A 20,248-nucleotide genomic window follows, 5' to 3' on the forward strand; every position below is an offset into this window, starting at 1 on the left:
CACGGAATGCAGCAATTCTGTCTTCCTCGAAGAACATATGCTCTGTACGGCAAAGACCGATACCTTCAGCGCCAAGCTCACGAGCCTTCTTAGCGTCAGCAGGTGTATCAGCATTTGTTCTAACCTTAAGAGTTCTGTACTTATCAGCCCAAGCCATAACTCTGCCGAACTCGCCAGCGATTGTAGCGTCTACTGTTGGGATAATACCATCATAGATATTACCTGTTGAACCATCAATAGAAATATAATCGCCCTCTGTGAAATCCTTACCTGCGAGTGTAAACTTCTTGTTAGCCTCGTCCATAATGATGTCGGAGCAACCAGATACACAGCAAGTACCCATACCACGAGCAACAACAGCTGCGTGAGATGTCATACCGCCACGAACTGTGAGGATACCCTGAGAAGCCTTCATACCTGTAATATCTTCAGGAGATGTTTCAAGTCTTACGAGAACAACCTTCTCGCCCTTTGCATTCCAAGCTTCTGCATCTTCAGCAGTAAATACGATCTTACCGCAAGCAGCGCCTGGAGAAGCACCAAGACCCTTACCGATTGGTGTAGCAGCCTTAAGAGCCTTTGCATCAAACTGTGGGTGGAGAAGTGTGTCGAGGTTACGAGGGTCGATCATTGCAACAGCTTCTTCTTCTGTTCTCATACCCTCATCAACGAGGTCACAAGCAATCTTAAGAGCAGCCTGAGCTGTTCTCTTACCATTTCTTGTCTGGAGCATATAAAGCTTACCGTCTTCGACAGTGAACTCCATATCCTGCATATCTCTGTAGTGATTCTCAAGAGTTGAGCAAACTGTGTTGAACTGAGCAAATGCCTCTGGGAACTTGTCAGCCATTTCCTTAATCTTCATTGGTGTACGAACGCCGGCAACAACGTCTTCGCCCTGTGCGTTTGTAAGGAACTCACCGAAGAGGCCCTTTTCACCTGTTGCAGGGTCACGAGTAAATGCAACACCTGTACCACAGTTATCACCCATATTACCGAATGCCATTGACTGAACGTTAACAGCAGTACCCCATGAGTAAGGAATATCGTTATCACGACGATAAACATTTGCTCTTGGGTTGTCCCATGAACGGAAAACAGCCTTGATAGCTTCCATAAGCTGTTCCTTAGGATCAGATGGGAAGTCCTTACCAATCTTTTCCTTATATTCTGCCTTGAACTGACCTGCAAGATTCTTGAGGTCATCAGCTATAAGGTCAACGTCCTGTGTTACGCCCTTTTCAGCCTTCATCTTGTCGATAAGCTCTTCGAAGTACTTCTTACCAACTTCCATAACAACATCAGAGAACATCTGAATGAATCTTCTGTAGCAGTCCCATGCCCAACGAGGGTTGTTAGACTTCTTTGCGAGAACCTCAACAACATCTTCGTTAAGACCAAGGTTAAGAATTGTATCCATCATACCAGGCATAGATGCTCTTGCACCTGAACGAACAGATACGAGAAGTGGATTTTCCTTATCGCCGAACTTCTTGCCAGTGATTTCTTCCATCTTTACGATGTACTCCATAATCTGAGCTTGAATTTCGTCGTTAATCTTCTTGCCGTCTTCATAATACTGAGTACAAGCCTCTGTTGTGATTGTGAAGCCCTGTGGAACAGGAAGACCAAGATTTGTCATTTCAGCAAGGTTAGCACCCTTACCGCCGAGAAGATTACGCATATTAGCGTTACCTTCGCTGAATAAATAGACCCATTTGTTAGCCATTGGATTACCCCCTGAGATAAATTTAAAATCGACATAAGTCGCTTATTGGTATTATACCATAAACAAAAAGAAATTTCTATTGTTTTTTTCAAAAAAGTTGCTTTTAATGAAAAAATTTTTAGGACTATTTTGATAAATTTTATTTAAACGATATTTTTTATAAAATCACTTGAAAAACCTTTGAATTGTTGCAATAATTATCGTAAGCATATAAAATATATTAAAAGGATTACAGAATTTATTTTAAACTATATTTAGGAGGACTAATCTTGGAAAATAAATCTTGTGCGTTAATTCTCTCTGGCGGAGAAGGAAAGCGAATGAAATCAAATAAGCCAAAAGCTATGAGCGAGGTTCTTTTTAAGCCTATGCTTCAATGGGTTATAGATGCAGTAAGAGGTGCTGGCATAGAGGATATTTGCCTTGTAACAGGCTTTAAACACGAAATTATAGAAAACTATATTTCTACTCTCCCCTATCATATTGAAACTGTTATTCAGACAGAAAGACTTGGAACAGGTCACGCTGTTATGACTGCAAAAGAATTTTTAAAATCTCATAGCGGAAAAAATGTTCTTGTACTAAATGGTGACGCACCATTTATCGACAGCGAAACTATAAAGAAATCTGCGGAATTTCATTCAAATAATGGTTGTACTGTAATTTCTGCTGAACTTGAAAATCCATTTGGTTACGGAAGAATTATCCGTACAGGTGAATCTACACTTGAGGCTATCGTTGAGGAAAAGGAAGCTGATGATTTTCAGCGTGCTGTCAAAGAAGTAAATTCAGGGGCATATTGGTTTAATGTTGATAGTTTACTCTCAGCTCTTGATAAGCTTGTTCCAAGCGAAAAAACGGGAGAATACTATCTCACTGATACTGTTCAGATTATTAAGCAAACCGACAAAACCGTTTCTGCATTCAAGGCAGCTTCTTCAGATTCTGTTCTCGGTGCAAACGATTGTTCACAGCTTGCACAACTCAATGAAATCGCACGAAACAGAGTTATCGAAAAGCATCTTGCAAATGGTGTAAATATTCCTTGCAGAGATGGCGTTATGATTGGCTGTGATGTAAAGATAGAGGCTGGAGCAACTATTCTTCCTGCGAGCGTAATTGTAGGAAATGCTATTATAAAGGCAGAAAGTGTAATAGGCCCTGCGGCTTACATTAAATAATTTTATGGACAAAATCAAAGAAAGCGACCTTTATCAACCTATCAAGGACTATCTTGATTCTCTCGGCTATGATACCAAAGGCGAGGTTAAAGACTGTGATATAACTGCAATAAAAGGTGATGAGCTTATTGTTGTTGAACTGAAAAAGGGTTTCACAATAGAGTTAATCTATCAGGCTATTGAAAGGCAGAAAATCGCTGACAGTGTTTATGTAGCAATACCGTTTCCGAAGCGTGGTTATAAGAATCCACATTATAAAGATATGGTTGCGCTTTGTAAGCGGCTGGAAATAGGCTTGATTTTAGTTGATTTTACAATAAACGGAAAAGCCCAGATTGATATTACTGTAAATCCTGAATTCATAAAGCCTATTCGCAAAAACAATAAAAAGCGTATGGCTGTTATTTCTGAACACAACGGTAGAACAGGAAGTATTAACATCGGCGGTGTTAATCGACGAAAAATAATGACAGTATACAAAGAGCAATCATTAACTATTGCAAAAATTCTTGCTGAGAATGGCGAGCTTTCTGCAAGAGAAATTCGTAAACTTTGCAGTTATGAAAAAACCTCTTCGATTTTGCGAATGAACTACTACAAGCTATTCGAGAAAATCGGTGCTAAAGGTCATTGCACATATCGTATCACTGACATAGGGCTTAAAATGCTCGATGAATACAAAGATTTAATTGAATAAACAAAAATGCGATAAACCCGATTTTTAGAGTTTATCGCATTTTATTATTTATATGAGTTTTGCGGCGAACTGCGTTCGCCTTTTAGGTGAAAGAGAAGTTAAGGGCTTCGCCCTTAAAACCCACAAGGGACTCCGTCCCTTGACCCTGCAAGCTTTTGAAAAAGCTTGAGCAAAACTTTTAACATTTTTAGAAAAAAGTTTATCAGCTAATCGGTAGTCACTTCGACCGCGTCAACTATCTTCCCTAACTCACTACGAGCGAGACTTGTCGAGCGATTCCGCGTCTTGACTGCGGAGGCACTCCGCCAAAACTTTTAATTTTTTTAGGGAAAGTTTATCAGCTAATCGGTAGTTTCATCGACCGCGTCAACTATCTTCCCTAACTCACTACGAGCGAGACTTGTCGAGCGATTCCGCGTCTTGACTGCGGAGGCACTCCGCCAAAACTTTTAATTTTTTTAGGGAAAGTTTATCAGCTAATCGGTAGTTTCATCGACCGCGTCAACTATCTTCCCTAACTCATTACGAGCGAGACTTGTCGAGCGATTCCGCGTCTTGACCGCGGAGGCACTCCGCCAAAACTTTTAATTTTTTAGGGAAAAGTTTATTAGCTAATCGGTAGTTACTTCGACTACATTTTAACTGCGGAGGCACTCCGCTTATTTACTAAAGACAATAGACTTTCCTGCGTCCATAGTAACTGTTGTTCCGTCCTTGAGGAGGTTTGTTGCATTTTCTGCACCAACTATAACAGGCTTACCAAGAGCAAGACAAGCAATAGCTGCATGAGATGTAGCACCATTCATTTCTGTAATGACACCTGAAGCCTTCTTTATAAGTGGAAGAACTCTATTAGATGTACTTGGAAGAACGAGAATATCACCATCTCTGAATCTCTCGATTGCCTCTTCTTCTGTATTGCATACACAAAGTGAACCACAAGCGATGCCACTTCCGACAACTGTTGTTCCTGCTGCAAGAATATCGCCGACAAGGTGAACCTTCAGCATATTTGTTGTTCCTGAAATTCCGAGAGGGATACCAGCGGTAATAACTGCAAGGTCACCATTCTGGACAAGTCCTTCTTTTTCAGCAACCTCAATCACATGGTTGAATAAATCATCTGTATTTTGTTTTTCTTCAACCATAACAGGCTTAACACCCCAAAGTATATTCATCTGACGCCAAACTTTTTTGCTTGTTGTTCCGCCAACAATCATACACTGTGGACGATATTTTGAAATCATAGAAGCAGTCTTACCTGATTTTGAAACTGTCATAATAGCGGCTGCACCTAAATCGTGAGCTGTTGTACAAGTTGCATGAGAAATAGCTGATGTAACATTAGGGCGCTCTGGTCTGTTAGCTTTTTCAAATCTTCCGATGTAGTCTATATCCATCTCTGTTCTCTCTGCAATAAGAGCCATTGTTTTTACTGACTCAACCGGATAAAGTCCTGCAGCTGTTTCACCTGAAAGCATAATTCCACTTGTGCCGTCATAGATAGCATTCGCAACATCAGTTGTTTCAGCTCTTGTAGGGCGAGGATTCTTAATCATAGAATCGAGCATCTGAGTTGCTGTGATAACCTGCTTGCCGGCATCAAATGCTTTTTTAATAAGCTGCTTTTGAAGTACAGGAATTTCCTCAAGAGGAACTTCTACGCCGAGGTCGCCTCTTGCAACCATAATTCCATCAGAAGCTCTTACGATTTCATCAATATTATTAACGCCATCGGAGTTTTCGATTTTTGCAATAATCTTTATATTCTTGCAATGATTTTTCTCAAGCTCATCTTTTAAGTCCTCAATATCCTGAGCGCTTCTGGTAAATGAAGCTGCGATAAAATCGAAGTCATTCTCAACGCCAAACTTAATATCAGACCTATCTCTATCACTAAGAAATGGAAGAGAAAGAGTTATATTAGGAACATTGATACCTTTATTTGAGGAAACATATCCGCCATTTATAACAGTACAGATAATATCTCCGTCTTTCTTTTCAACAACTTTAAGTTCAATAAGACCGTCGTCAATAAGAATCTTAGAACCGATATTAACATCGTCATAAAGTCCGCTGAAGCTTACAGAACAACGCTCTGCATCGCCTTCAATGGTTTCTTTTGTAACAAGTGTAAAGGTTTGATTTGTTTCGAGAAAAACTTTCTTGTCTTTAAAAGTGCCTGTACGAATTTCAGGACCCTTTGTATCAAGAAGCATAGCTACCGGAAGGTTAAGCTCATCTCTTAATTTTTTTACAAGCTTTACACGCTCAAGATGAACCTCATGTGTCTGGTGTGACATATTGAAACGAGCAACATCCATACCATTGAGCATAAGACCTCTTAAGACCTGCTCATCATCAGTAGCCGGACCAAGTGTACAAATAATTTTTGTCTTTCTCATATTATTCTACCCCTCTTTTTATGAAAGTAACACAATTAAAAAAATCCTGCTTATACATAATAATACACCAGAGTAAATACTTTGACAAGTAGTTTCAGCAAAACTTTAAATAGATTTTACATAAGAAGCAATCAAAAACTCACCTATAAATCGCTCTATAATCAGTAAAATTCCAGTTTTAATATATTTTATACGATTTGTCTAAAATTAAGATTTTTTTAAAACAGATGATATATTTTTGCTTTAAATACAGCTTAAAACCCCTTTGCAATCAACGAAACAATAGTTTTTAATATATTTTGCACAATTTGTATAAATTTAGGCTTGAAAAATTTGGTAAGGTATGCTATAATTATCATCATTGAATAGTGATTGTGCATGAGTACAATAATTCTTATAAACAATTATCACTTTTAAAAAGGAGAATGGGAAATGAGCTATTGGGTAAACGAATCTGTATTTTATCACATATATCCTCTTGGATTCTGTGGTGCGCCAAGGGTTAATGACGGTGAAACTGTCTGCCGTCTTGATAAGGTAATCGATTGGATTCCTCATCTTAAAAGTATGAATGTAAATGCAATCTATTTTGGCCCTGTTTTTAAATCAACTGTACACGGCTATGATACTGACGATTATCGTGTAATTGATAACAGACTTGGCACAAATGAATCATTCAAGCACATTTGCGATGAACTTCATAAGAACGGAATTAAGGTTGTTCTTGATGGTGTATTCAATCATGTTGGCAGAAATTTCTGGGCATTTAAAGATGTTCGTGAAAAGGGAAATTCTTCACAATATTGTGGTTGGTTCCAAAATCTTCATTTTGGTGGCGGAAGCCCTTACGGCGACCCATTCTCATATGAGGGTTGGCAAGGACATTACGACCTCGTTAAGCTAAACCTTAAAAATCCTGATGTTAAGAATTATCTTCTTGATTCTGTCGGAATGTGGATGAACGAGTTTAAGATTGACGGACTTCGCCTTGATGCAGCCGATTGCGTTGACCCTGATTTCTTTAAAGCTCTTCGCCACTATACTAAAAGCAAAGACAGCAATTTCTGGCTTATGGGTGAGATTATTCACGGCGATTATAATCGTTGGGCTAACCCTGAAATGCTTGATTCTGTAACAAACTACGAATGCTACAAGGGTATCTATTCATCACACAACGATAAGAACTATTTCGAGATTGCACATTCACTAAATCGTCAATTTGCAAATGGTGGTATCTATCGCAATATATATACTTATAATTTCGTTGATAACCACGATGTAAACAGAGTTGCAAGCGTTGTAAGAAATTCTGCAAATCTTGAAAATATCTACACAACAATGTATTGTATGCCAGGTGTGCCATCAATATACTATGGCAGTGAATGGGGCATCAAGGGCGAAAAGAATAATACTGATTATGATTATCCACTCCGCCCTGAACTCAATATTTCTGATATTCAGGATAATGCTCTCCTCGCACACATCAGAAAGCTTGGCAAGGCAAGGACAAGCACTGAGGCTTTGAAGTATGGTTCTTTCGAGAATGTACAAATAAGAAATGAACAGCTTATCTTTAAACGCAGTTTAGATTCTCAGACAGCTTATGTTGCTCTTAATCTTGCTGATAACAATATGGATATGGGCTTTAATGCAGATGGTGCATATCTTGTTGATAAGCTTAGCGGAAAAAGCTATCAGGTAAACAATGGTTATGTCAATATTGATATTCCTGCTCATTCCTCAAGAATACTTGTAACTTCAAATACTCCAACACTTGAAGATGTACAGGTTGAGGAAACAAAGGCAGAAACTGCTCCGGTTGCTGAACCTGAAAAGAAAGAAGAACCCGTACTTCCAGCTTGGGGAACTCTCGGCAAGCATCGTCACTTCAAGGGCGGTGAATACGAGGTTATTGCATTGGCAAAGCACAGCGAAACAATGGAAGATTTAGTTATCTACAAAGAGCTTTTCGGTGAAGGTAAAGTCTGGGCAAGACCTGCATCAATGTTCTATCAGATGGTAAACATTGATGGAAACCTTGTTCCAAGATTTAAATTTATAGGTTAAGAGCCTTTAATAACCGTAAGCAAAGAATATATTTAAACACAATTGAATTTTATAAATAAATCAAACGCCACAACTCGTTACCTGAGTTGTGGCGTTTAGCATTTATTTGGATAATATTAGCGGCGAACTTCGTTCGCCTTTAGGAGAAAGAAATGTTAAGGGCGTTGCCCTTAAAACCCACGAGGGACGCTGTCCCTCGACCTTGCGAGCCTTTAAAAAGGCTCGAGCGAAACTTTTAACTGTATTAGGAGAACTCATTAACTAATCGGTAGTTCATTGGTAATTTTTTAGACCACGTCAACCAATTTCTCTTATAAGTGTCGAGCGAGACTTGTCGAGCGATTCCGCGTCTTGTCCCGTGCGGTCACGCACTGTTATTTCTTTTTGCTTCTGCGTTTTTGAGCATTCTTTGCTGAATCTACTAATGCCTGATGTTCCTTGTCAGCTTGAATCTGCTCAAGAGTTCTCTTATCCTCATCATAACCGTCAGGTAGCCATTTGGTCATTCCCTTTTCTACACATTCTTCATAATGTGCATACCAATAATCTTCCTGCTGTTTTGTATAAAAACCGGCTATACCAACAAAAAGTATAATAACATAAAGAACTGCAACAATTACTGCACCATACTCAATATAATTCAAGGGGAAAAATGTAAATAAATCGAAAAGCAAAAGTGCTGAACCAATAGTTGCAACGGCATTTTTTATATGACGCTTTTTATCAAAGCTCGCTACCAAGAAACCAATTATCGGAACAACCAAAAACCAAACAGAATAAATCAATCTTTGGAATGTTCCCTCTGTTCGCTTATCTACTGACGAACCTGAAAGACTCTTGCCAAATATAAGCTGGAAACCTGTATCACTAATTGTAGTTGATGAAGTAAGCAAACTTGTCGCAGTATATATACTATCAAGAAGTTCATCATAACTTTCTTTGGTATATAAAGTTCTATCAATGTGTGCTGCATCATCAATAACATTAAGAATTTCATCAGTCTGGCACTTCTGACCGATTATATTATCATCTGCAAGAGTTTTAGGATAAATAATTTTACTTTTTTCAAGCTTCTTATTTTCCTCTACTTCTTCTGCACTTGCTTTTTTGAGATTTTTCTCAGCCTTTTTTATATTCTGGCAGGCATTATCAAGCTGTGTCTGATACTCTGCAACATCTTTTTCAGTATCAAAAGTTCTTTCAACATTAAACTTTGTAAATGGGAATGATACACTGATAATTCCAAATAAAAACAAAATACATAATGAAATTCTCAGCTTTTCTGAGCGTTTCTTTTTACGCTTTTTCACTTCTGGAACATTATAAACCGTTTTACCCTTTTGAGATTTTTTAGGTTTATTTTCTTTTTTAGGCTCGTTAAATTCTTCTCCACCTATTTTTTTAGCCAAATACAAGACTTCCTTTCTATATAAAATAAAAAACTGCCGACCGAAAATATACGAATCGGCAGTTTTTATAATTCAAGCTATTAAATTTGGGTAAATTTTTCTTTATAGCTTTCAATAGTTTGTCCAATAATTTCTATTGCTGATTCTCTACCCTTAACCTCGTCAACAACCGTTTCCTTATTTTCGAGAGATTTATAAACCGAAAAGAAATGTGTCATCTCATCAAAAATATGCTTAGGAAGTTCAGAAATATCCTTATATTCATTATAGGTAGGGTCACTATAAGGAATAGCAATAATCTTTTCATCGTTATGTCCATTATCAAGCATTGTTATAACACCGATAGGATAGCAACGAATAAGAGTCATAGGATAAATCTGTTCTGAGCAAAGAACAAGAACATCAAGCGGATCCATATCATCCGCATAGGTTCTTGGGATAAAACCATAGTTTGCAGGATAGTGGGTTGATGTATGAAGTATACGGTCAAGCTTCAAAGTTCCTGTTTGCTTATCAAGCTCATACTTAGCCTTACTTCCCTTTGGAATTTCGATAACAACCATAAAGTCTTCGGGTTTAATTCTTGAGGAATCAATATCATGCCAAATATTCATAAATAGTTTCACTCCGTTCTTATAAAATATTACGGTTATCTTCAATAGAATTATAACACATAATAATCTATCTTTCCACTAAAAACAAGAAAATCTTCATTAAAAATAATACAAAAAGCAGGCATAGAAAAAATTCTTTGCCTGCTATAAATCTTTATCTTGTTTCAGAGGAAGAAACAGTTTCTTCATTTTTGGTAGAAATATTATCTGATATTTTTACAGGTGAGATATGCGCCTTACCCGACGCTCCTATAAGAACTACTTTATCGTTATCGAGATAAAATTTCAAGTTTTCATAATCACTATCAGAAAATTCTATTCCTTCAGACGCAAATGCATTAACAACTATATTCTTTATACTGCTTTCGTCACCACTGATAACATCACTAAGTTCAAGTTCTTTTCCTGTCCTCATATCTATTGTATGAAGTTCAATAGCAGATGAAGAATCGGCAACATTAGGCGATTGAATATCAATATCTACAACATACGAAAGTATGTAATCGCTATTATATGTAACTCTTGCAGAAATCCTTGTTTCTATTCTCTTGCCTTTAGATTTTACAAGATAATAAATATCATCTTCACCCTCAGCACCATATACCGACGGATTAAGTTTAAAATATCTATCAAGGATTTCCTTAACAGAAGAATTAACCTTATCTACACCTGTCAGATTTTCTTTAGAGCTAAGCTCAAACCATTCTGCTGTACTCTTAAAAATCTCTGTATCACTATATTTTCTGAGATTTTCGTCATTGATAGTTTTTACAGAAATTATACCCTTTGTCTCTGCACTTTGTGAAGATTCAGTAGAAGATTCACTGCTTTGTGTAGATTCACTTTTTTCTGAAGAAGAATCTTGTGGTTTAGATTCCACTGAATTTTCGGACGAACTACTTCCAGAAGTTTCAGAAGGTAAAATATCCGGTTTGCTTTCCTCAAGCTTTTTAAGCTCTGTTTTTATGGTTTCACTTTTGGTTTCAATATAGCCTGTTTCTAAAGTTTCACGAGCCATATCGTTTTCATTTGCACCGCTATATGAATCTGCCAAACCAATATAAAGTTCTTCGTTTGTAGGATTAATTTTTATTGCTTGCTTAAAAAGTTCAATAGCTTCTCCATAGTCATTAGCTTTCAATTTTTCCTGAGCAAGAGTAGCAATATCAGAATAAATCATATCTTCTTTATTATTTCCTATCAAAGGAGCTGTGGCAAGTAATGCTGCAACTATAAATGCTGTACTTGCAAGGACTATTGCCTTTGAACCTCCCGAAAAACCTGCTGCATCATTTACTTTAACCTTGTGAAGATTTATAGGTTCATTATTCTGTTTTTTCTTACTGTGCTTGAAAATTTTCATAATGCACTTCCTAAAAATATTAACAAAGCGACTAATTCAACAAAAAAATGAATTTATAGATATAATTATACTACTAATTCACCAAAAAGTAAATGACAAATTAGCAATGAATTATTCGAGACTAAGATATGTTGTATCCGTATCTTCCTCAATAGTAATCTTAAACATATCTGTGTTTGAATATGGTAAAGGTATTTCCTCATATTCCCAATCACGAATCTTAACCAAAAATACAAGCTTGTCACCCGCAAGGAAGAAATTATAGTTGTTTATCTGTTCATCTGTAAGAGAAACTCCTATAAGTTCTGCCTGAGTTTTTATAACTGTATATATATCACTTGTATTCAATAAATTATTAAGATAATACTCATCGCCTGTTTTCAGGTTTATAGTATGAGTTTCCATTGTTTCTTTGAAGTTAGAAATTGTAGGAGGCATATAATACTTATAAATTACAAACGAGAATATTCCGTTTTTGTTATAAGTAACTGTTATCCTACAATGAGAAAGTGCTATTGTACCTCTGGAGGCTCTTTCAAGATTATACAATTCTTTCTCATTTTTAACTCCATATAAATCTTTATCAAATTCATAATAACTATTTAATGTTTGCTGAATAATATTATTAGCATATTCTATTCCGGGAAGGTCTCTGTCATCAGTAATTTCAATCCATCTGCCTTCACCCTTATAAATTTCCTTGCCTTTATATTCAACACTTTTTTCGTCAACCTTAGTTTCAAACTTAACGGGTTGTTTTGCAAGCTTTTCAAGTCGTTCCTGCTCAAGACGCTCTTTTTCCTTTTGTTCTTCTTCAGCTTTCTTTCTCTCTTCCTCTTCTTTTTTCTTTGCTTCCTCTTCAATCTTCTTAACAGTAGCCTCTACTTCGGAAAGTTTTGAATTAAGCTTATCAAGTTCATCGCCTTCAAGCTTATCCGTTCCCGACTTAAGTACAGTTAATGCCTTATCATAATTTTCTTGGCTAATATAAACATTAGCTGCAAGAATATAAGGCTCTGAAATATTAGGTTTAGTTTCAATAGCTGATGTGAATTTTGTTATAGCAAGATTATAATCGTTGTTTTTGATTGCTGCATTGCCTTCGCTTACAAGATTATTATAAATCTTATCTACTCTAAGTTTTTCTCTCAAAGTATCAAGTCTTGTTTTTATCTTTGTACTTCCTGTTTCTCTATAACCAATCTCAAGAGCGGAAACTGCTTCATCTTCCTTGCCTGTTGCAACATATGCGTCAGCAAGGAGCATATATGCCTCAACATCAGATGTATCAAGTTTCACACACTCTGAAAGGTCTGTTATAGCGCCATAAAAATCTTCTGATTTATATTTCTGCTGTCCTGATGCAAAAAGTTCATCAGCAGTAGGGCCACTATTAGCTATAATCACACAAGTAGTGATAATTCCTGCTGCTATAACAAGAGCCGAACAGCAGACAATTATAGCCGCTTTCAATCCTTTTGAAAGTGGTTTTTTCTTTTTGGTTTTTTCTGAATTTTTTTCAACCTCATCTTTTGCGGCAGAACTTACTTCTCTTGTTTTAGATTCAACCTCATCAACAGAGCTTACAACTTTTGTTGTAGAATTTTTCTTACTCTTTGGAGTTATAATAGGCTTTTTATCCCTTTTGGGTTCACCGCCTTCAATCGTAAAAGAAGATATATCCTCAAATTCACTATGCAAATTAGGATTTTTTTCCTTAACTTCCCTCTTAGGCTCACTATTTATATTAGTGCTTGTATTTATAGATTCCTTTTTAGGTCTATTTTTGCCAGATTTATTTTTCTTAGATTTTTGTTTAGCCTGTTGAGGTTTTTGGCTCATAGGCTGATTCTGAGGTTTAGGTTGAACTTTATTTTCAGCCTTAGGTATACTTTCAGACTGAGCCTGAGGTTTATTTTCAGATTCAGGTTGAGCTATATCTTCAGATTGCTTTACTTCTATGTCATTTACCTGCACCTGAGGTTCTTCTGTTTCAGAGTTGATAACATTTTGCTTTTCCGCAGAATCTGCGATAGCACTTTCATTGATGTTCTTTTCAGGTTCTTCGTCAATTTTCGCACCGCAGACAAAACAAATTTTATCATTCTTATCTACGGCTGTTCCACAGTTTTTGCAAAACTTCATTATTATATCTCCTCCTATGTCACATAAGCCTTATATAAAGTTGTTTGCTCTATATTTAGGCCCTCATTTGTGATACTTTCCGTTAGAGTTTATCTGAAATGCTCTGTAAATCTGTTCACACAACAATACTCTCGCAAGCTGATGCGGAAATGTCATTCTTGACATCGAAATTCTTGCATTTGAAATTCGTTTAACTTCATCTGAAAGCCCCCAAGAACCTCCTATTATGAAAGCCAATTCACTTTTCCCATCAAGACCAGCTGTCTGAATTTTATCAGCAAGCTGTTCTGAACTTATCAGCGTTCCTTCTATACACATTGAGAAAATCATAGCTCCCTTTGGAATTTTCGCAATAATTCTTTCGCCCTCTTTTTTAATCGTGTTGTCTATATCAGACTGCGAGGGTTTATCCGGTAGCTTTTCTTCATTTACTTCAACTATATTGAACTTACAAAATGCACCGAGTCTTTTAGTATATTCTGCACAAGCATCTTTAAAATATTTTTCCTTTAGATTTCCGACACAAATTAAAGTAACATTCATCATAAAATCACCAACTAAAATATCATCGAACCGCTTGTATTTTCCTTTGGTGCAACAGTAAGAATAAAATCCTTTTTCTCAACCATTCCCGCAAGATTTAATGCACTTTTTGAAGTTACATAGGCAAGTTCCGGAAAATTATTTTGCTCACTAAGATGTGCAAGAATTATTCTTGTAGTTCCTTTTTCTACAAAATTCGCCAATTCAGCAGAACAAGTATCATTTGATAGATGTCCGGAATCTGACAAAACTCGCCTTTTTAATAAATATGGATAAGGTCCGTTTTGGAGCATATTTACATCATGGTTTGATTCTATCACGACTGTATCACAACCCGAAACTGCATTACGAACCTCATCTGAAATATATCCGAGGTCTGTGGCTATAGCAACGCTTCTTTTATCTGCGGTGTTTATAACATAGCCACAGCTTTCCCGACAATCATGTGATGTCGAAAAAGATTTAATCTCCATACCCGCAACTTCGTTGCCATAAGGAGAAATTATCTCATAATCGTATTTGCCATTCAGTTCTCCCATGTCTTCAAGAGCCGAAAGTGTCCCCTGTGTTGCATAAACCTTTATATTATGCCTTGAGGCAAGCACTCTTATTCCCTTTATATGATCCGTATGTTCATGCGTTACAAAAATAGCCTTGACAGCCGTAATGTCAAGACCATTGGTTTTAAGGGCATTCTCAAGCTGTTTGGCACTTCGCCCTGCATCAACAAGAATCCCCTCTTTTTCATTTCCTATATAATAGCTATTACCGCTACTTCCACTAAAAAGCGGACATAATCGAGCCAATTCAAGCCCTCCATTAAATAAAACTTATGCTGTTGCCGATTGAGAACCAGGTTCATTGGTATTTATGCGTTTAATATCAGCGCCAAGACTTCTGAACTTCTCTACAACATCTTCATAGCCACGTTCAATATATTTAATATCTTCAATATAAGATGTACCGTTAGCTGTAAGTGCAGCAATAATCATAGCGGCGCCTGCTCTAAGGTCTGTTGATTTAAGCGGAGAAGCATTAAGTTCAGAAACCCCCTCAATAATAGCAGACTTGTCGTTTACGGATATTTTAGCACCCATTCGCCTAAGTTCATCAACATATTTAAAGCGGTTATCCCATACGCTTTCTCTTACTATGCTTGTACCCTTAGCTTTGATAAGTACAGCTGCCATCTGTGGTTGCATATCTGTCGGAAAGCCAGGATGTGGCATGGTGATAATATTACAATGATTAAGCTCACCTGTGCGTTTTACTCTTACCGCATCGTCATATTCTTCTACTTCTACGCCCATTTCTCTGAGCTTTGCGGTAATAGATTCAAGGTGCTTTGTAATAACATTTTTAATTAGAACATCTCCACCTGTTGCAGCAGCGGCAGCCATATATGTGCCTGCTTCAATCTGATCAGGAATAATAGAATATGTAGAACCAGAAAGAGATTTTACACCTGAAATCTTGATAACATCTGTGCCTGCTCCTCTAACATCTGCACCCATAGAATTAAGGAAGTTTGCAAGGTCAACTATATGTGGCTCTTTTGCAGCATTTTCTATTACCGTCTTGCCCTCTGCCTTAACAGCAGCAAGCATTACATTCATAGTAGCTCCAACAGAAACAACGTCCATATATACATGATTGCCAACAAGTTTATCGGCTTTTACACAAATCATTCCGCCGTTTGTTATGCTGTAATTAGCGCCAAGAGCCTCAAAACCTTTAAGATGAAGGTCTATTGGACGAACGCCAAAATCGCAGCCGCCCGGCATCGCAACTTCAGCACTATTGAATTTTCCGAGTAATGCACCAAGAAGATAGTATGATGCTCTCATATGGCGTACAAGCTCATATGGTGCAACAGGATTTCTAATTCCTCTTGGGTCTATTTCTAAAGTAGATTTATTTATTCTTTTAATATTTGCTCCCATTGATTCAAGAATACTTGCCATAATTGATACATCGGCAATATTAGGAACATTTTCTATTCTGCATATTCCATCAGAGAGAACAACGGCAGGGATAATCGCAACAGCGGCATTTTTTGCACCGCTGATAGAAACCTCGCCATTAAGTTTATTTCCGCCTGTAATAACAAATTTCTCCAAGCTAAAACACTCCCAAAAGTATCTGGGCTAAAGAACCCGACCTTACATAATATTTAAGAAAGCTGTTTAATGAAAACAGCGTTGTTATTTAATTTAATAAAGGTTTATTTTTATACCCTTATACATTTTAATAAGCCTTTTCAAAGGCCTGAGCAAAACTTTATAAATTTCTGTCATACATAAAAAGACGATGATGAGTCAGAATAATTTATCCAACTATCTGAACGGCTATGATTTTCCGTCAGTACGATTAAAAACTTGCATATAATATACACCGCCTCTTATTGATAATAATACAAACGAGCGAACTTGTCAATGTTTACAAGACCTTTAAAATTTATTGTTACATACCGTCATTAAAATCTGCATTTTTAAAAAATAAATTGTAAAAAACGCAAAAAAGTACCGCAGAAAATAGCTTTTAAATACTAAAAAGTTTTTCTGCGGTACAATAAAAACCTATTTATTTTTTACAATTTGACAATATATTTTTCCATATAGGAAAAATATTCTGTTATTCTGCTTTATAAAATTCAAGAATTCCACGATATGTCATATATACATCAAGTTTTGAAACGACTTCAAATGGTGCGTGCATAGAAAGAACTGGAACACCTAAATCAACTACATCAACATTAAGATTAGCAACAAACTTTGCGATTGTTCCACCGCCGCCGCCGTCCACCTTACCAAGCTCTCCTGCCTGCCAAAGAACGCCTGCACCGTCAAAAATTGCACGAACCTTTGCCATATATTCAGCGGTAGCTTCACTTGTACCGCTCTTGCCACCACTGCCTGTATACTTTGTTATAACTGTACCATTGTTGATATAGCAAGAATTATTTACTTCGTATGCAGAAGCATAGGTTGGGTCGAATGCTGCATTAACATCAGCAGAAAGGCAGGTACTCTTCGCAAGAACATGTCTTAATTCAACGCTTTCAGCTTTTGCAAGATCTGCAATAAAGTCATACATATAAAGCGACTTCATACCAGTATTGCCATCACTTCCGATTTCTTCTTTGTCAGTAAGAACTGTAATACAAGTCTGTTCAGGAAGTTCAACATCAATAGCAGCCATAAGTGCAGGATATGCACAAACTCTGTCGTCATGTCCGTAGCTACCTATCATACTTCTATCAAAACCAAGGTCCTTTGCCTTAAATGCCGGAACTGCTTCAAGGTCAGCAGAGAGGAAATCTGTTTCCGTAATTCCATACTTTTCGTTGAGGATATTAAGAACATTGAGCTTAACTTGCTCACTCTCAGGATCATTGTTAAACGGTCTGCTTGCTACGAGAATATTCAAATCTTCGCCTGTAAATGCCTTAACCATTGTTTTTTGCATCTGCTCTACTGCAAGATGTGGAAGAAGGTCTGTAACGCAGAAGCAAGGGTCGCCTTCATCTTCACCGATATTAACTGTAACTGTTGAGCCGTCTTTGAGAGCAACTACACCATGAAGTGAAAGTGGAATAGCTGTCCACTGATACTTCTTAATCCCTCCATAGTAATGTGTCTTAAAGAGAGCCATATTACTAGTTTCATAAAGTGGGTTTGGCTTGAGGTCAAGTCTTGGTGAATCTATATGTGCTATACCAAGATGAACGCCGTTTTTTACGCCGTTTTTACCGATAACTGCAAGCATAATTGCCTTATTTCTGTTATTGACATAAACCTTATCGCCAGCCTTATATTCTGTGTCAACAGAATATTCAGTAAAGCCGTTTTCCTTAGCAATCTGAATAGCATAAGCTACAGCCTCACGCTCTGTTTTAGCTTTATTGAGGAAGTCCTTATATTCCTCGCAGAAATCATCTGCTTGAGCGACTTCCTTAGCACTTACACGCTTAGAGCCGTTTTCCTTGTTCATCATAAGCTTTTCTTTCAAAAGCTTTGCCTGAGATTTTTCTTCATTTGCCATATTATATCTTCCTTTCTATGATTTACCTCTGATATTTTATAACGAAATTTTTTGCTTATTTGCTAAAATATAGTTCGGCATATTTATCACGATTATTTTTTACACGCTTGAGATATTCATTCGTTTCACCAAACGGAGTTGAATCAAGTGTTTTCCCGTCTGCGGAATATTGGCTCATAGTCAGCCATTCATCGACATTTCCCAAACCTGCATTATACGCACAAATTGCCGTATCGAGGTCGTTATTATATCTTTCGAGAAGAACCGAAAGACATAGCGTACCATACTTAATGTTTATCTTTGGGTCAAAAAGTAAATCTGCATTGCTCGAATCGTAGTCATCATTTGCATAATAGGTATGAAGCCATTCAAATGTTGGCTGAGTAAGCTGCATAAGTCCACGAGCGTCAGCTGCTGAAACCGCATCCGGATTAAAATTGCTTTCTGTTTTTATAACTCCATAGATAAGCTCTTTAGGGATATTATATTCAGCCGAAGCTGCAGAAACCTCTTCTTCATATTTTAATGGATACGATGAGTTGATATATGTATCATATGCAAATTTCACACCTATTATTATTGCTACAAAAACCAACGCAAAAAGAATGATTGTCAGCGTTATTTTTAGTGCCTTATTCACCTGCCACTACCTTTCTTATGTGTGAAACCACCATCTTTAACAATTTTAACGAAAGCTTCTGCATCACTAATAAGATCATTTATGCTCTGCTCTCCATTAAGAATATAGTCTGAATGTTCCCGAAAATATTCCTCACTAAGCTGTACTTTCATACGAGAAAGAGCCTGCTCTCTGCTTATGCTGTCACGAGATATTATTCTTTGAAGACGACATTCCTGCGAGGCTATAACTGAAACTATTATATCACAAAGCTTATCGCTGCCGCTTTCAAAAAGCTGTGGTGCGTCAAAGACAACTATCTCACAGCCATTCGCAAAATATTCAGCAATTCTTTGCTTTGTGAGCTCAACTATATGTGGATGGGTAATTTCGTTGAGAAGTTTTGTATTTTCTTTAGAAGAAAATGCTTTTTCGGCAAGCTTTTTTCTATTAAGCGAGCCATCTTTATTTATTATATCACAGCCAAAAGCGTTTGTCAGCATTTTTAGGCAATCTGTTTTTGGTTCGACAACCTCTCTTGCTATTTTATCCGCGTCTATTATTCCGCATCCACACTTTTTCATAGCGTCAGAAACTGTGCTTTTTCCTGCGCCTGTTTGCCCGGTAAGACCTATTACAATTTTTTTCATATAAATCAGAACCTATGAATATCATTTTGATTATTATTTGCCTGTGTATTTTGGGGATTTATATCATTTTGTTGAGGATTATCATATCCTGTGTAGTATTCATCATTTGAATATGGATTATAAGCATTTCTATTTGAATCATATCCATTATCAGGCATAGCATTTATATAATTCTTGTTATTTTGTCTCTTCTTAATAAGATTAAGCAAAGTTATAATTGAGAAAGCCAGCAGTATAATACCAATTATAATCCAAACCCATTTTATAGACGGACTATCGTTTTCGATTTTATATGAGACAATATATTGCTGCGCCTTTTCAACAGAATTTACTCCAATATCAGCATCTACAACTGAGTTAAAAAATACATTTTTTTCTTCAGTTGTAAGTAACGATATTCTACCGTTTATTTCTAAGTTAAGTTTTCCATCATATGAATCAATATATGTATCCAGCATATTTTTTTGATTTACATCACTCGTAGCAAAAATAATAAACATTCCATTTTCCATAGGAATAAGATAATAATATTTTTTAGAGTTTTTTTCGTACATAAAAGCTCCAACTGTATCAGTAATTGTTGCATCAACTAATTTATTACTTTCAATTTCATTAACTGTTGCTGTATTTAAATTTAGTGGAGTGCTATTATGGAGTATAATTTCATTTGTTGCCGACCAAAGACAAAATATTGCCATTAAGGCAGAAAGTATTACCATAACGACATTTCTTAGTAAGTTTATATTTCCTATTCTTAATCCTTTCATATTTTACCCCTTAAA

At 36.7% G+C, this 20,248-nt stretch carries 16 protein-coding genes; 3 read left to right on the forward strand and 13 right to left on the reverse strand.

The window, feature by feature from the left end; translation table 11 throughout:
- Positions 1-1,729, reverse strand: a 1,729-nt coding sequence (gene ppdK / locus ACLU24_RS00005) for a pyruvate, phosphate dikinase (protein ID WP_412609101.1), incomplete at its 3' end; no start/stop codon positions are given.
- A 269-nt stretch (positions 1,730-1,998) separates the two neighbouring features.
- Between ppdK and ACLU24_RS00010 the strand changes: the two genes are divergently transcribed.
- Positions 1,999-2,910: a sugar phosphate nucleotidyltransferase gene (locus ACLU24_RS00010; protein ID WP_412609104.1), complete on the forward strand. Its 912-nt coding sequence runs from the start codon at positions 1,999-2,001 to the stop codon at positions 2,908-2,910.
- Between the two features lie 4 nt (positions 2,911-2,914).
- The gene (locus tag ACLU24_RS00015; protein ID WP_412609107.1) at positions 2,915-3,607 is read left to right on the forward strand and encodes a DUF2161 family putative PD-(D/E)XK-type phosphodiesterase; all 693 of its coding nucleotides are present in this window, start codon (positions 2,915-2,917) and stop codon (positions 3,605-3,607) included.
- A gap of 659 nt (positions 3,608-4,266) precedes the next feature.
- On the opposite strand, the gene pyk is transcribed toward ACLU24_RS00015, so the two are convergent.
- The gene (pyk, locus tag ACLU24_RS00020) at positions 4,267-6,012 is read right to left on the reverse strand and encodes a pyruvate kinase (RefSeq protein WP_412609109.1); all 1,746 of its coding nucleotides are present in this window, start codon (positions 6,010-6,012) and stop codon (positions 4,267-4,269) included.
- A 432-nt stretch (positions 6,013-6,444) separates the two neighbouring features.
- Between pyk and ACLU24_RS00025 the strand changes: the two genes are divergently transcribed.
- Positions 6,445-8,079, forward strand: a complete 1,635-nt coding sequence (locus ACLU24_RS00025) for a DUF1653 domain-containing protein (protein WP_412609111.1) — start codon at positions 6,445-6,447, stop codon at positions 8,077-8,079.
- 374 nt (positions 8,080-8,453) lie between these two features.
- Here the strand turns inward: ACLU24_RS00025 and ACLU24_RS00030 are convergent, their stop codons facing one another.
- The 11 genes from ACLU24_RS00030 to ACLU24_RS00080 form a co-directional block, all read right to left on the reverse strand.
- Positions 8,454-9,488, reverse strand: a complete 1,035-nt coding sequence (locus tag ACLU24_RS00030; RefSeq protein ID WP_412609114.1) for a hypothetical protein — start codon at positions 9,486-9,488, stop codon at positions 8,454-8,456.
- Between the two features lie 80 nt (positions 9,489-9,568).
- A complete protein-coding gene (locus ACLU24_RS00035) occupies positions 9,569-10,102 on the reverse strand; it encodes an inorganic diphosphatase (RefSeq protein WP_412609117.1) in 534 nt (177 codons plus the stop codon).
- Positions 10,103-10,256: 154 nt separating this feature from the next.
- On the reverse strand, positions 10,257-11,465 hold the full coding sequence (locus tag ACLU24_RS00040) for a tetratricopeptide repeat protein (protein WP_412609120.1): 1,209 nt from the start codon (positions 11,463-11,465) through the stop codon (positions 10,257-10,259).
- A gap of 111 nt (positions 11,466-11,576) precedes the next feature.
- Positions 11,577-13,610 (reverse strand): hypothetical protein, encoded by a 2,034-nt coding sequence (locus ACLU24_RS00045; RefSeq protein WP_412609123.1) that lies wholly within the window; start codon positions 13,608-13,610, stop codon positions 11,577-11,579.
- Positions 13,611-13,673: 63 nt separating this feature from the next.
- A complete protein-coding gene (gene rlmH / locus ACLU24_RS00050; RefSeq protein ID WP_412609126.1) occupies positions 13,674-14,156 on the reverse strand; it encodes a 23S rRNA (pseudouridine(1915)-N(3))-methyltransferase RlmH in 483 nt (160 codons plus the stop codon).
- 11 nt (positions 14,157-14,167) lie between these two features.
- Complete coding sequence (locus ACLU24_RS00055) at positions 14,168-14,959, reverse strand: MBL fold metallo-hydrolase (RefSeq protein WP_412609129.1); 792 nt, start codon at positions 14,957-14,959, stop codon at positions 14,168-14,170.
- Between the two features lie 24 nt (positions 14,960-14,983).
- Positions 14,984-16,273 (reverse strand): UDP-N-acetylglucosamine 1-carboxyvinyltransferase, encoded by a 1,290-nt coding sequence (locus ACLU24_RS00060; RefSeq protein WP_412609132.1) that lies wholly within the window; start codon positions 16,271-16,273, stop codon positions 14,984-14,986.
- 514 nt (positions 16,274-16,787) lie between these two features.
- Positions 16,788-18,197, reverse strand: coding sequence for an aminopeptidase (locus ACLU24_RS00065; RefSeq protein ID WP_412609134.1), 1,410 nt, complete (start codon positions 18,195-18,197; stop codon positions 16,788-16,790).
- A gap of 55 nt (positions 18,198-18,252) precedes the next feature.
- Positions 18,253-18,837 (reverse strand): lytic transglycosylase domain-containing protein, encoded by a 585-nt coding sequence (locus ACLU24_RS00070; protein ID WP_412609137.1) that lies wholly within the window; start codon positions 18,835-18,837, stop codon positions 18,253-18,255.
- Entirely contained in the window at positions 18,834-19,466 is a 633-nt protein-coding gene (coaE, locus tag ACLU24_RS00075) for a dephospho-CoA kinase (protein WP_412609140.1), read from the reverse strand. Before coaE ends, ACLU24_RS00070 begins: the two co-directional genes overlap by 4 nt.
- Before the next feature lie 5 nt (positions 19,467-19,471).
- On the reverse strand, positions 19,472-20,233 hold the full coding sequence (locus ACLU24_RS00080) for a DUF6709 family protein (RefSeq protein WP_412609142.1): 762 nt from the start codon (positions 20,231-20,233) through the stop codon (positions 19,472-19,474).
- Positions 20,234-20,248: the final 15 nt, after the last annotated feature.

Source organism: Pseudoruminococcus sp. (genome assembly GCF_047012705.1).
Lineage (GTDB): Bacteria > Bacillota > Clostridia > Oscillospirales > Acutalibacteraceae > Pseudoruminococcus.

What these genes read in the sequence shown, in the direction of transcription:
- pyk (WP_412609109.1), bottom strand. Translation starts at nt 6,012, where the DNA reads ATGAGAAAGACAAAAATTATTTGTACACTTGGTCCGGCTACTGATGAT.
- ACLU24_RS00025 (WP_412609111.1), top strand. Translation starts at nt 6,445, where the DNA reads ATGAGCTATTGGGTAAACGAATCTGTATTTTATCACATATATCCTCTT.
- ACLU24_RS00035 (WP_412609117.1), bottom strand. Translation starts at nt 10,102, where the DNA reads ATGAATATTTGGCATGATATTGATTCCTCAAGAATTAAACCCGAAGAC.
- ACLU24_RS00045 (WP_412609123.1), bottom strand. Translation starts at nt 13,610, where the DNA reads ATGAAGTTTTGCAAAAACTGTGGAACAGCCGTAGATAAGAATGATAAA.
- coaE (WP_412609140.1), bottom strand. Translation starts at nt 19,466, where the DNA reads ATGAAAAAAATTGTAATAGGTCTTACCGGGCAAACAGGCGCAGGAAAA.
- ACLU24_RS00080 (WP_412609142.1), bottom strand. Translation starts at nt 20,233, where the DNA reads ATGAAAGGATTAAGAATAGGAAATATAAACTTACTAAGAAATGTCGTT.
- rlmH (WP_412609126.1), bottom strand. Translation starts at nt 14,156, where the DNA reads ATGATGAATGTTACTTTAATTTGTGTCGGAAATCTAAAGGAAAAATAT.
- ACLU24_RS00040 (WP_412609120.1), bottom strand. Translation starts at nt 11,465, where the DNA reads ATGAAAATTTTCAAGCACAGTAAGAAAAAACAGAATAATGAACCTATA.
- ACLU24_RS00065 (WP_412609134.1), bottom strand. Translation starts at nt 18,197, where the DNA reads ATGGCAAATGAAGAAAAATCTCAGGCAAAGCTTTTGAAAGAAAAGCTT.
- ACLU24_RS00015 (WP_412609107.1), top strand. Translation starts at nt 2,915, where the DNA reads ATGGACAAAATCAAAGAAAGCGACCTTTATCAACCTATCAAGGACTAT.